We start from the raw sequence: 12,489 nt of genomic DNA on the forward strand, positions 1-12,489 counted from the left end.
TTATATTACGCACAGTATATTCCTGATAAGTTAAACTGTCAATAGAGCTCATAAGTTCGCTCTAGCAAGTCCAGAATCGTATATCTCTGCAATGTATTGTATATACTTTGGTCCATTTCTTCAGTCAGCTCTTCAATAATAGACTTCATCTTAGTTCCAAATAAATGTTCCCCTGTTGCATCTAACATGATCTGACAACGTGTTTCTGCAATCTGAAGTGCATGGTATACTTCCCCGAGCAAAATGGTCTCCGCAGGACGGCTTAACTTATATCCGCCATCACGTCCTTCACGCGTTTCAAGGATGCCAGCACCTGCTAAGACAGATAGAATTCGTCGCAGAAGTGTCGCCTCGGATTGAATCGATCCCGCAATATCATTACTCGTGCACGTTGTATTCTCCTTGGCAAGGATCACCAACGCTTGAAGCGCTAAGCTAAATGTCTTATAGGTAGAGGGGCAGGATTTAATTTGCTTCTTGATAGATGACTGATCTTGCATATTCCCTTTTCCTCCTTCGGCAGTGCGATATTCCCCTGCATTTTATCGTAAACATTGCCTTGTCGCAAGCCTTCAAATAAGAAAACTCCCCCACCATTTCACCTTTCCGGTGGGTATACGGTGGGGGAGACTCCATCCTGGATGCTCCAGATTTGTTATTCGTCGATTTTCAGTACGGCCATGAATGCTTCTTGTGGTACCTCGACACTGCCGACTTGCTTCATGCGTTTCTTACCTTCTTTTTGTTTCTCAAGCAGCTTACGCTTACGCGAAATATCACCGCCGTAACATTTAGCAAGTACGTTTTTGCGCATCGCCTTAACGGTTTCACGCGCAACGACCTTCGTACCCACAGAGGCTTGAATCGGCACTTCGAACATTTGGCGAGGGATAATCCCACGTAGTTTCTCACAGATGATACGACCGCGGTTGTATGCACGATCACGGTGAACGATAAAGGACAAGGCATCAACCTGCTCATTGTTAAGCAAGATATCCATCTTGACCAGATTCGAACGACGGTACCCGCAAATTTCATAGTCGTAGGATGCATAACCTTTTGTACCTGATTTCAACTGATCAAAGAAATCATAAACGATTTCAGACAGTGGGATCTCGTAAGTAATCGTTACACGGTTAGTATCAAGATACTCCATATTTACGAACTCGCCACGTTTGTTCTGACACAGCTCCATTACAGTACCTACAAAGTCGTTAGGCACGATGATTGCTGCTTTAACGTAAGGCTCTTCAATGTAGTCAATCGTTCCGATTTCCGGATAATGTGACGGGTTGTCAATTTGAATCATTTCGCCATTGGTCAGCATGATTCGATAAATAACACTCGGTGCAGTTGTAATCAGCGGCAAATTGAACTCGCGCTCAATCCGCTCTTGAATGATCTCCATATGCAAGAGTCCAAGGAATCCGCAACGGAAACCAAATCCAAGCGCGCTCGAGCTTTCCGGCTCAAAGCTTAGCGAAGCATCATTCAGCTGGAGCTTCTCAAGTGCCTCACGAAGATCGTTATAATCGGAGGTCTCAATAGGATATAACCCGCAATATACCATCGGGTTGATCTTACGGTAGCCTGGTAGCGGCTCAGCAGTAGGATTCTTTGCGTCAGTGACAGTATCACCGACACGGGTATCTCCAACATGCTTGATCCCAGCTACGATAAATCCAACATCCCCGATGTTCAATTCATCGACAATGGTCATACGCGGCATAAATGCACCAACTTCAATGACCTCGAAGGTCTTCTCCGTTGCCATCATCTTAATCTTCGATCCCGCACGGATCTTCCCGTCCATTACGCGCACATAGACGATAACACCTTTGTAAGGATCGTAATGAGAGTCAAAGATCAACGCTTTAAGCGGCTCTTCTGAATTACCGGATGGCGCAGGAACCTGCTTCACCACCTGCTCCAGAATTTCCTTGATCCCGATACCGGCTTTGGCAGAGGCCATTACCGCTTCACTGGTATCCAGTCCGATAACATCCTCAATCTCCTGCTTTACCCGGTCTGGGTCAGCGTTTGGTAGATCAATTTTGTTGAGGACAGGCAGAATTTCCAGGTTGTTATCCAGCGCAAGATACACATTGGCAAGCGTCTGTGCTTCAATCCCTTGTGCCGCATCTACTACGAGCAACGCGCCTTCGCATGCTGCAAGACTGCGGGAAACCTCATAAGTGAAATCGACGTGCCCCGGTGTATCAATCAAGTTGAGATAGTATTCTACACCATCGTCTGCACGATAGGTTAAACGTACGGCTTGCAGCTTGATTGTGATACCGCGTTCGCGCTCCAGATCCATCTGATCGAGTACCTGTTCCTGCATTTCACGCGTGGTTAGTGCCCCCGTGTATTCCAAAATGCGGTCAGCTAGTGTCGATTTACCATGGTCTATATGTGCAATAATCGAGAAATTGCGAATTTGTTGTTGTCTTTTCTGAACGTCAGTCATTCCTTACCCCCACAGACAGCCTGATATTAATCCACTTATTATAACAGTACAAGCTTACTCCATCAATCCCGCCCTTACGTAAAACAGAAGAAACAGCTATTCACGTACCCGTGAAATAACTGTTTCTCCTGAAATCATTGTGATTCTTCCGCAGAATCGAACAATGAGACTACCCAGCGTATGCCCTTCTGAGAAGCCTGCTGCAAAAGGCCTGCCGTTTTATCCGCTATCACATCGACTGTCGGCTTTTGTTCCTCGGGAATCAGAATCTGCTCCGGAGTTTTCGTATTATCCCCATCTACCACTTGCTGAGGAAGATCTTCAGTTGGCGCAGGATTGCTATTCTGAGGCAATGGAGAAACAGGCGTATATGCACCTGTGATAGGGTCGATCACCATCGGAACATACACATAAGTCTGCCCACCTTGTGTAACCCCATTCTTAATCGGCTGAGATTGCATGCCCGTCACTTGACTGGTTGGCGTAGTCGATAGGTCGGTCCAGCCTGGCAGCAGCTTAGAGACGGTTGCGCCTCCGCTGCCACTGAACTGCATACCTAACAGTATGCCAACCCCTGCCCAAATACCGACCATAACCAGTTTTTTACCGAAACGAGACATGTAATCCACTCCTTCTTAAATACTTGGTAATAAGGTTGTTTATTCTAATGAAATATCTATAGCTTAAGAAGCTCCGTTCGACTTTTGAGGTGCTGTAGCATTTACCTTCTCCGAGTCATGACTGCTCCAGTACACATCCGCAATAGCATCTGCCAAAATATCAGCCGTACGCTTTAATTCCTCTGCTGTATTATCAATACCGCCCACTTCAATCAAGACACTATTAGGTGAGAGGGTTTGGTTGTACTCCCCGTTGTTTCCTTTACCCGCAGCTTTTCCCCATATTCCGCGAGATATTCCTGGGTAACTCTTTTCAATCGTTTGATGAATCTTGTTTGCAAACTCTTCGTTCTTCTTCCAATCTTTATTCGCATGTCCAATAATAAAATACACCTGAGCGTAACTTTTCCCATCAATCGTTGCAGTTGTTTTGCCGTGACGCTGTGAGTCGCGGTGAATGTCGATAAGTTCACTCATTTCTTGATTTGTGCTCATTGCTGATTTAACCAACATTCGGGAATACTTATAGGAAAAATTCCAGTTATAGTCGGCAATTTTAGTTGGAAAATCATCTTTGGCATGAACGGTACCAATTCCGCGTTGTTCCAATCTTTTCGTAATATATGATCCTACCAGCATTACATTTTTAGAAGAAACCGCCGAGCTTGGATTTTCGTTCGCTACGCCTAGTAGAGGGTTAAAGGCCTCCCGTGGATGTGAATGATAGATAAGGATCCGTTTAACCGAGGTGTCCTTGGGATTATCTGTCTCGCTTTGCGGATCACTCTTATCCGTACCTCCTGCAGCTGCTGATGGCTCAGGAGATGGAGCTATCGTCGCTTCAGGCTGCTGTGCTGGGGGATCTTCAGGCTTGTCCACTTCGTTTGGAGCAGACGGATCAACTTCTTCCCCGCCCTCAGCAAGTTCATCCGTTCCCGGATGATAATCAACAGGTGCTCCTGTAGAGCCGCCTGAGCCTTGTCGCAAAAGAAATGGATCATCCGCTGCCAAGCCTGGCACTTCACGAGAGACTAAACTCTTCGGATCACTTGGATTCACACTGGTCAGCAATTGAAATACAAAGGAAGTTACTTTTTCACCTGAAAAAGCGGAAGGCTCTTTCCCCTGCGGTAAATGCGGTACTTCCATCCCCAACAGCTCCATGAAAAATCCACTGGATAGCGAGGCCGCAAGCCCCTTCATAGATGGAATGGGTGAAGAGTTCAACTTCTGTCCGGCCAAACCGCCAGCTCCAAGCAGCATAAAAAACACTAGCGAACCTCCGGCGAGCAGCAGCATCGTTCTTCCCAGCGATAAAGCATCCAGCACTCTTCCACGTAAACGGCCGATGTTCCAAAGCTGAAACCATTTTTTATTCATTATATTTATGTCCTCCTCCAGCCCTCTGTAATCTCTTATACTCCAAATCTATGAGCGAAAGAGTAGTAGTAGAACCGTAAATGAGAGAATTGACATAAAGCCCGCACAGGATACTGTACATCAGCATCCCGCCGGACTGTGTGCTAGCTATGATTCAATTAGTGGGTATAAGCGCCAACATTCTCAGGATCGACCGCATCATGTAGCGCCGCATTAAGTCCACTCGCAACAATATTAGCGATGCCTTCAATAAATTCATCGATTTCCTTAGGGGTAACGATCAAATCATGTCCAAGCGGCTCCAGTACTTCCTTCACTAGTGACAGTCGCTCTTGCTCGGAAATATCGTCCAGCATCCCCATGATTTCCTTAGTATGACCCGCTCCTTTGCCAAAATGATTCTTCATCATCTCCAGCACATTATTTACAATGGTCGAAGCATAGCAAACGGTAGGAACACCGATAGCAACACAAGGAACACCCAGAATTTCCTGTGTTAATCCGCGCCGTTTATTGCCAATCCCCGAACCAGGGTGAATACCGATGTCGGCAATTTGAATTGTCGTATTGATCCGTTCCAGTGAACGGGATGCCAGCGCATCAATGGCAATGATGAGATCCGGCTTGGTACGATCCACGATCCCCTGTACAACTTCACTCGACTCGATACCGGTCAACCCTAACACCCCTGGAGCAATAGCACTTACCTTACGGTAGCCAGGAGAGACCTGATCCGGCACGAGCTCATAAAATTGCCGAGTAATGAGCGCATTCTCCACCACCAGCGGCCCCAATGAATCTGGAGTCACATTCCAGTTTCCCAGTCCAACGATCAGTACAGATGCATCCTTTCCAATCCCAATCCTAGTCAGGAAGTCCTCGAATTCGCGAGCAAAGACTTCAGCTACTTTTTGCTGCAAGCCAGTATCTCCACCGCGCAATGCCGGCACCTCAAGGGTGACATAATTCCCAATCGCGCGACCTATCGCCTGTGATCCGGCAGCGTTAGCCACACCAAGCCGGGTAACTTTTATCCCATCAGACTCTTCCACTTCTTCGTTTACACCAGGAATTGGCGTCCTTTGTGGCCCTTGAGCCATTTCCTTCGCCTCTAACGCCAAGTCCGTGCGTACCGAATATAGCTGCAGATCCGGTTCCATTGTTCCAGCCTCCTAAAAGTTTTGTAAGCATCGCTCCATTGAATTACTTCGAGCAAAACTTGCTTCGTAAGCGATACTTAGTTTTGTGAGCAGACGCTTCCCTTGAGTTACTTCAAACAAAAACTCAAATTGCAAGCTTCTGCCTATGCTCTTTTGTCGATAGTGTGCGAGAGAAAGCCCTTGTTTATGCAGGTTAAAATGGTTTAATTTGAAAGCTTTAAGTATTGCTTTTTACTACCGGTCATGCTAAACTATTTTAAGTTGTGAATCATTTGATAATGATTTCGAATGTCTTACAGGAGGTGAATGCAATGCCAAATATTAAATCCGCGGTTAAACGCGTAAACACGAACGAAAAACGCCGTGCACTGAACGCTTCCCAAAAATCCGCGCTTCGTACAGCTGTGAAAACTGCTGATGTAGCACTGACAGGTACGGAAGTTGAAACTGCTCAAGCTGCTTTCCAAGCTGCTTCCAAAAAGCTGGACAAGGCCGTAACTAAAGGTCTGGTTCATAAAAATGCGGCTGCCCGCAAAAAATCCCGCTTGGCGAAGAAATTGAACGCTCTTAAGGCTCAAGCCTAGGACGACATTCATAATGAGCAATTGAAGAACCTGACCGCTATGTTTCATACGGTTGGGTTTTTTTGTGCCTACTATTCTATAAATATAAGTAATAGTTTCCTCCTTGTAGACGTTAGTTGAATGAAAAAAACCACCTTAGAAAGGTAGTTTTCTTGAACGATCAACTTTTCTCTTTTTTCATTTCATAATAGTGATTCGTCATAAAGTTATCCACTACTTAGCTCAAGTACCTAGCCGTAACATAAACAACTCCAGACCAAGCACTTTATCTATAGCTCCTGTCTTCATTTTATAATCCAGATCAGCCAGTGCACTTAAAATTTGACGCAGACGTTCACTTGAGAACTTGTGGGCCTGCTCCCCTGCAAGCTTTACTGCATAAGGATGAAGTCCGATCTGTGAGGCAATCTGACCTTGCGAATAACTATGAGCTGATAAATCCTTCACCTGCAAAATAATCCGGAACTGCCGTGCAATCAGCGCAGCAATCTTAATGGGTTCTTCCCGCTGCTTCAACAGCTCATACAGCGTATCAAGCGCCTTATCTAGACGCAGGTTAGCGATATCCTCTACAAGCGTAAACACATTTTGTTCCGTTCCGCGATGCACCAGACTCTCTACTGCTTCTGCGTCTACGGTTCCGCCCTTACCAGCGAACAAACATAGCTTGTCCATTTCCGCGGATAAGCCCTGCAAACCTGTCCCCGCATTAGTGATAAGAATCTCTGCGGTACCAGATGCCATCGTACAACCTCGCTCACGAATCCCTTTCTCTACCCAGCGCAGCAGCTCTTCTGCCCCTAGCGGGTTGAAAGCTAATACCGTACCCGCCGTTTTAACGGTCTTCACAATTTTCTTACGCTCGTCCAGCTTGTCATTATTCACCATAAAGACAATCACACTGAAATCTACAGGATGCTGCAAATAATCACTTAAAATATCTATACGATGCTCAAGTTTGGCATTTTCTTTTCCCGCTGTAAATAAAGATGCGTCCCGCACCAGCAATAATTTACGTTCTACCATAAAAGGTACAGTCTCTGCTTCTTCTATCACAGCCTGCACCGGCGTCTCCGAGAGATCAAAGGGAATAACTGCGAAATCACGATCCTCTTTAGCAATTAGCTGGTCTTCCAGCAATGCCGCAAATTCATTCATTCGAAATTTTTCACTGCCGTACAAAAGGTACAGCGGCGAGATTTTCCCTTGTTTGATTTCTTTTATCGCCGTTTTGGCATCCATTCCGCCACTTCCTTTTCCATTCATCTAGCCCAATTTGCCCAGATTCCTATTGTAGCAAAAAAAACGACATAAATGCACATGCAAAAACGGAGAAACTCTGGCAGCCATGGCCAAAGCCCCTCCGTTTAAGCGGCGCATCTATATAAACGCCGGAGTGAGAAGCCCTAGAAACTTCCCATCCGACGGTCATACCGATGTTCTTCAAATCCTATACTTTCTAGTTCCTGTCCGGTTGCTATAGTATATTCTGAAACTCCGAAAAATGTTCCAGCCTCAATTTAATTTGTTGACATTGAAGACGGAGTCTTCGATGGTGTCGCCCCAGGTGTTGTAACCGGCGTTGAAGAAGCTGCTGACGCTTCCTGTACAGTGTACACCTTAGTGGTATTCACACCATCTTTCTCCGTCACATACGTAAACTGCGAGCTATCCGCCGACCATTCTCCAGAAATCCAATTTCCTTCTAATGGATAAGAAGTCACTGCAGTCCTATCTTCCACCGAACCTTCGGGTAAATTCTTATAAATAACAAGCTGTAATCCAACAAACTCAACGGCATAATGCCCATCAGGGGAAGTCCAAGTCTGCACATTAGAATCATTGGAATCACTAGAAATGTTAAAGCCCATAACCTCTCTCCTAAAATCATTCGCACTATCTAATGATTCCTCCGTAGGTGGCGCTGAATCAGCTGCGATTCCTTTATCTATAGAACCAGGTTGATCCTTCTTATCAGCCTTGAACTGATTATTACTGCCAGCACTAGTATCCGGAGTTTGAACTTTCGTTACAGTATCCGGCTTCGGCGTCATAATCTTCTCCGTAGGTTTGGGCTTCACATTATTTGTTGGTTCCGGTATCGATCTTCCTCCAGATCCAGCATTAGTTTCTGTTGGAGAAGTCGGCATCGACGCAGGGTCTACCGGCCCCATCGCTCTATCTAATGCAGCGTTATCCTCATTCACATCAGGAGCAGCTGGTAGAGCCCCCGAATCGATTCCGCTATTAGCAGGCGCAGCCTCATATGAATCAGCAGAAGTAGAGGCTTGCGATTCAATAGCCATATTATCAGCACTATCGCTGGTCGCTTTACTACTATCCTGCATCATTTGTTCTACCTCTGCCCCAGGCATTTTATCTGGCATATTAAAAATAGCGATCCCTAATATTACGGCAGCTGCGATAGCTCCAATGCCTGTCCGTGCTGCTATAGAAGTTCCCTTGGAAGGTTTACCGCGGGAGCTTTCACGTGAAAATGGAACTACAACTGGTTCCTCGGTTCTCACAGCGCTTTGTTCACGGCTGCTTCGATCCAATTCTGCAAGCTGAGGTAAAATAGAGTCAACCAGACTAAACGGGGGTTTCACGTCTGGCAACTGCTCCAATTCTTTGGAGAGAAGTGTCAGCCGCTCAAAGACTTCCGCGCAGGAAGGACAATTATCGATATGACGGAACATCTCAACAATCTCATCTTGGCTCAAGTCTTGGTCTATATAGCGGTGCATCCATTCCATCACCTCCGCGCATTTCATCCCGATACACCACCTTTCTGGTACTCCTGAAGTCTATTCTGCAGCTGCTGTCTGGCCCTAAACAGATATGATTTCACTGTATTCAAAGGCAAATCCAGGCAGTCTGCAATCTCGTTGTAAGAAAAATCTTGTAAATAGCGCAGGACGATGACTGTCCGATGATGCTCGGGCAATTGATCAATCGCTTCACGTATATCCTCAGCTAAATAAGAAGACAGAACCTCACGTTCCACATTGTGTTTATCCTGAAACACCATTTCATGCTCATCAATAGAAACTGTAGGTTTAGTTCTTCTGAATTTATCAATGCAAATATTGGTAACGATTCGCTGAACCCACGTTTTGAACTGGGCCTTTTCCTCATATGAACCGATTTTGGTATAAACCCGGATCAAGGCCTCCTGAGATGCATCCAGCGCATCTTGTTCATTATGCAAAATGTAGAAGGCGGTTTTATATACATGCCCTTCAATTTCTCGCAATAGGGTGATTAGAGCGTCGCGATCGCCCGCTTGAGCGGCTCTGATGAGTCCCTGCTCCACCACGAAGGTTCCCCCTCTCTATGCAATCTTACTGACGCGCAAGACTGCGAATTTGTTGCAACCCTGTAATTAATATTTTTAGAATACCAAACTTTTCTAAGAACGTCATGTTAAGCCATCTTTTATAAAGCGCTATCGCACATTTCATAGCATTTCACAGTCAATAATTCCTACTAAGCATACAGGGGAAACTTCAATCATTCAAATACTCTTTTGAATAACTTTATAACAAAAATGACACAAGTATAAACGCCTTCGGCATCGCAATATGGCCGGCAAGCGTTTAGGTAAGAAATATCTCCCATTTCCAAAAAAAACGGCTTATCCTCCTATCGGAAAAGAAGCCGTCAGTAAACAAGAAAGAACCTTAGAATCGAGCACATAACTCTATTTATATAACACAATCTTGCAGAGCATGAACACTGCGTAGTTGTCCCTAGTTTCATCATCCACAACATACGCCTCTCCATTCTCAAAAATATGAGGGTTATTGTAATTCCGCTCTAATCTATAGATCTGGCCCTCCGTCACCTTACAACCATGGAATGCCGACGCAATTTCTACGTATTCCGCATCCTCTTCATCAGCTGCAAGATACAGCTTTTTATCATGATAAGCAGGCATATACTCACTCCCGGTCCGATAATAAACCATTCCAATTCGTAGACGTCAGTCAAACATCATAACTCTTCTACTTTATAGTTTATTGCCTTTGTCCTCATTCTATACTTTATGAAAACATATAATGTAAGAAAATCCGAATGTCGGAAAATAAGTATACAAAAAGGTTGTACGGCTGACATGTGTCAGCTATACAACCTTCAATAAATCTATTTATTCGAAATTAAGAAACATACCTGATCAAATACCTTTTATCTCTTTAAATTTTGCCACATACTGAGCCGCAAGATCGGTAATCTGATCGTATCGTCCATCCTTCGCAGGTGCAGTCAAATTGCCCCCGATACCTACTGCTATACAGCCGTTGGCAATCCACTTTTCCATATTATTCAGATCCACGCCACCTGTTGGCATAATGTTCACATGTGGCATAGGGCCTTTAACCGCTTTCACATAATCCGGACCAAACGCACTGCCAGGGAACAGCTTAAGCACATCCACACCAAACTTCAATGCTTCCTTCATTTCATTTAATGTCATGCAGCCAGGCATGTACGGAATCCCATAAAGATTACACATTTTAGCTGTCTCCGCTTCAAAAGAGGGACTGACCACAAATTCCGAGCCTGCAAGAATGGCTATTCTCGCCGTTAATGGATCAAGTACAGTTCCTGCTCCAATCACTGCGCGATCTCCGTACTCCGCTACCAATCGTTTAATCGCCACATCCGCGTCCGGAGTAGTAAAAGTTACCTCAATATTATTCAAACCGCCTTCGATACAAGCAACGGACATTTTAAAAGCTTCCTCAGCACTATCAGCACGAATTACGGCTACAACTCCAACGGACGCCACATTCTGCAATACTTTCATTTTCTTCATCAGTAGACTCCCTTTCTCTTGGTACGATCGTAGATGAATATGAAATACTAATTTAGATAAACTTTTTTATTAAATTTACTAATTAAAACGATATAATCTATAATCAGATAGTAATAATAATAAGGTTAACAGTCAATACATTTTTATGGATATAGAGATATCAATTTGTTAAATCGACCAATAAACCCTTGTATTATACGGATTTGTTGGTCGATTATTTTCTTTTCCCCAAAACACCATACGAATTAAAAATCATTCTTTTATTGTACAAAACCGATTTATGTGATACTTTCAAATTATACATCATTGTACTGGGATAAATTCATTACCCTAGGAGGAACTCAAATGAGTAAACAGTTAGATGCCGTCACTTTCGGGGAGCCGATGGCGATGTTTTATGCGAATGAAACGGGTCCCCTGCATGAAGTGTTTTCGTTCTCCAAAGCGTTGGCAGGTGCCGAGAGCAATGTAGCTACAGGCTTATCGCGCTTAAATCATCCTACAGGTTATGTTACGAAGCTTGGCGAAGATAACTTTGGTCATTTCATTGCGCAAGCAATGAAGAAAGAAAACATTGATACCGCCAACATTACTTTTACTAAAGAAAATTCAACGGGTATGTTAATCAAATCAAAGGTTGTTACTGGCGATCCTAAAGTCGAATACTTCCGCAAAAATTCCGCGGCCTCCAAGCTTAGTCTGGTTGATTTTGACGAGGCATACTTTAATGCTGCAGGACATTTACACGTAACAAGTATCTCCGCCGCCTTATCCAAGAGCTGTCATGAATTCTCTGTTCATGCTATGGAGTTTATGAAGCGACAAGGAAAGACGGTCTCTCTCGATCCAAATCTGCGCCCTAGCTTATGGCCGGATACAGAAACAATGGTGAAGACGATCAATGATCTGGCTACACGCTGTGATTGGTTCCTTCCAGGACTCGGTGAAGGCAAGATTCTTACAGGTCTAAATACGCCAGAAGAGATTGCGGACTATTATCTGGCGCGTGGCGTCAGCTTAGTCGTCATCAAGCTCGGACCTGAAGGCGCTTACTATAAATCCGCTGAAGGAGAAGGTTATGTAGACGGGTTTAAGGTAGAGCAGGTCGTTGATACCGTAGGTGCAGGTGATGGGTTTGCTGTTGGTGTAATCAGCGCAATGTTGGAAAAGCTTCCGATTGTTGAGGCCGTCAAACGCGGCAATGCGATCGGTGCGTTAGCCGTCATGTCGCCTGGCGATATGGATGGACTTCCGACCCGTGAGGAGCTTGCGAAGTTTATGCAGCAGGAGGTTTAAGCACATAGATTTGAGTCAGCTTTCGCAACATAATCTCTGTAAACTTCTGTAATTCTCATAAATAGCTGAACGCAACCAAATCTACACAACATAGCTGTACTCTATACAACTATATCGAGTCAAAATCGTTTCTTCTCACCTTTAATTGCACTTTATACAT

12 protein-coding genes are annotated in these 12,489 nt (G+C 44.7%); 2 read left to right on the forward strand and 10 right to left on the reverse strand.

All coding sequences use genetic code 11. The features are described 5' to 3' along the window. Positions 1–38 precede the first annotated feature (38 nt). The 5 genes from ACN6KS_RS23570 to gpr form a co-directional block, all read right to left on the reverse strand. Complete coding sequence (locus ACN6KS_RS23570; protein ID WP_094872696.1) at positions 39–500, reverse strand: Rrf2 family transcriptional regulator; 462 nt, start codon at positions 498–500, stop codon at positions 39–41. Between the two features lie 155 nt (positions 501–655). Continuing rightward, positions 656–2,470, reverse strand: a complete 1,815-nt coding sequence (lepA, locus tag ACN6KS_RS23575) for a translation elongation factor 4 (protein WP_036677511.1) — start codon at positions 2,468–2,470, stop codon at positions 656–658. A 134-nt stretch (positions 2,471–2,604) separates the two neighbouring features. Beyond that, a complete protein-coding gene (locus ACN6KS_RS23580) occupies positions 2,605–3,090 on the reverse strand; it encodes a hypothetical protein (protein ID WP_094872694.1) in 486 nt (161 codons plus the stop codon). Positions 3,091–3,153: 63 nt separating this feature from the next. Further along, on the reverse strand, positions 3,154–4,470 hold the full coding sequence (locus tag ACN6KS_RS23585; protein ID WP_094877372.1) for a stage II sporulation protein P: 1,317 nt from the start codon (positions 4,468–4,470) through the stop codon (positions 3,154–3,156). 158 nt (positions 4,471–4,628) lie between these two features. Next, a complete protein-coding gene (gpr, locus tag ACN6KS_RS23590; RefSeq protein ID WP_094872691.1) occupies positions 4,629–5,630 on the reverse strand; it encodes a GPR endopeptidase in 1,002 nt (333 codons plus the stop codon). Positions 5,631–5,941: 311 nt separating this feature from the next. Between gpr and rpsT the strand changes: the two genes are divergently transcribed. Beyond that, complete coding sequence (rpsT, locus tag ACN6KS_RS23595) at positions 5,942–6,214, forward strand: 30S ribosomal protein S20 (RefSeq protein ID WP_042130412.1); 273 nt, start codon at positions 5,942–5,944, stop codon at positions 6,212–6,214. A gap of 222 nt (positions 6,215–6,436) precedes the next feature. On the opposite strand, the gene holA is transcribed toward rpsT, so the two are convergent. The 5 genes from holA to ACN6KS_RS23620 form a co-directional block, all read right to left on the reverse strand. Further along, positions 6,437–7,456: a DNA polymerase III subunit delta gene (gene holA, locus ACN6KS_RS23600; protein WP_094872689.1), complete on the reverse strand. Its 1,020-nt coding sequence runs from the start codon at positions 7,454–7,456 to the stop codon at positions 6,437–6,439. A 278-nt stretch (positions 7,457–7,734) separates the two neighbouring features. Further along, positions 7,735–8,988: an anti-sigma factor family protein gene (locus tag ACN6KS_RS23605; protein ID WP_341135514.1), complete on the reverse strand. Its 1,254-nt coding sequence runs from the start codon at positions 8,986–8,988 to the stop codon at positions 7,735–7,737. Then, positions 8,985–9,533, reverse strand: a complete 549-nt coding sequence (locus ACN6KS_RS23610) for an RNA polymerase sigma factor (RefSeq protein ID WP_036677530.1) — start codon at positions 9,531–9,533, stop codon at positions 8,985–8,987. The genes ACN6KS_RS23605 and ACN6KS_RS23610 overlap by 4 nt, the downstream gene beginning before the upstream one ends. Positions 9,534–9,917: 384 nt before the next feature. Next, positions 9,918–10,154, reverse strand: a complete 237-nt coding sequence (locus ACN6KS_RS23615; RefSeq protein WP_042191032.1) for a hypothetical protein — start codon at positions 10,152–10,154, stop codon at positions 9,918–9,920. Between the two features lie 237 nt (positions 10,155–10,391). Then, positions 10,392–11,033 carry a bifunctional 2-keto-4-hydroxyglutarate aldolase/2-keto-3-deoxy-6-phosphogluconate aldolase gene (locus ACN6KS_RS23620; RefSeq protein ID WP_094872686.1) on the reverse strand — a complete coding sequence of 214 codons (642 nt, stop codon included), beginning with the start codon at positions 11,031–11,033 and terminating at the stop codon, positions 10,392–10,394. 345 nt (positions 11,034–11,378) lie between these two features. Here ACN6KS_RS23620 and ACN6KS_RS23625 point away from each other — a divergent pair, with 345 nt between their 5' ends. Continuing rightward, on the forward strand, positions 11,379–12,329 hold the full coding sequence (locus ACN6KS_RS23625) for a sugar kinase (RefSeq protein WP_440960624.1): 951 nt from the start codon (positions 11,379–11,381) through the stop codon (positions 12,327–12,329). The last annotated feature ends 160 nt before the right edge of the window (positions 12,330–12,489 follow it).

Origin of the sequence: Paenibacillus nitricinens (genome assembly GCF_052056485.1) — a bacterium.
GTDB lineage: Bacteria > Bacillota > Bacilli > Paenibacillales > Paenibacillaceae > Paenibacillus_AQ > Paenibacillus_AQ nitricinens.

Bases quoted from the DNA above. Each gene is read 5' to 3' on its own strand.
- ACN6KS_RS23615 (WP_042191032.1), bottom strand. From the start codon at position 10,154: ATGCCTGCTTATCATGATAAAAAGCTGTATCTTGCAGCTGATGAAGAG.
- rpsT (WP_042130412.1), top strand. From the start codon at position 5,942: ATGCCAAATATTAAATCCGCGGTTAAACGCGTAAACACGAACGAAAAA.
- ACN6KS_RS23580 (WP_094872694.1), bottom strand. From the start codon at position 3,090: ATGTCTCGTTTCGGTAAAAAACTGGTTATGGTCGGTATTTGGGCAGGG.
- ACN6KS_RS23570 (WP_094872696.1), bottom strand. From the start codon at position 500: ATGCAAGATCAGTCATCTATCAAGAAGCAAATTAAATCCTGCCCCTCT.
- lepA (WP_036677511.1), bottom strand. From the start codon at position 2,470: ATGACTGACGTTCAGAAAAGACAACAACAAATTCGCAATTTCTCGATT.
- holA (WP_094872689.1), bottom strand. From the start codon at position 7,456: ATGGATGCCAAAACGGCGATAAAAGAAATCAAACAAGGGAAAATCTCG.
- ACN6KS_RS23620 (WP_094872686.1), bottom strand. From the start codon at position 11,033: ATGAAGAAAATGAAAGTATTGCAGAATGTGGCGTCCGTTGGAGTTGTA.
- gpr (WP_094872691.1), bottom strand. From the start codon at position 5,630: ATGGAACCGGATCTGCAGCTATATTCGGTACGCACGGACTTGGCGTTA.
- ACN6KS_RS23625 (WP_440960624.1), top strand. From the start codon at position 11,379: ATGAGTAAACAGTTAGATGCCGTCACTTTCGGGGAGCCGATGGCGATG.
- ACN6KS_RS23585 (WP_094877372.1), bottom strand. From the start codon at position 4,470: ATGAATAAAAAATGGTTTCAGCTTTGGAACATCGGCCGTTTACGTGGA.
- ACN6KS_RS23605 (WP_341135514.1), bottom strand. From the start codon at position 8,988: ATGAAATGCGCGGAGGTGATGGAATGGATGCACCGCTATATAGACCAA.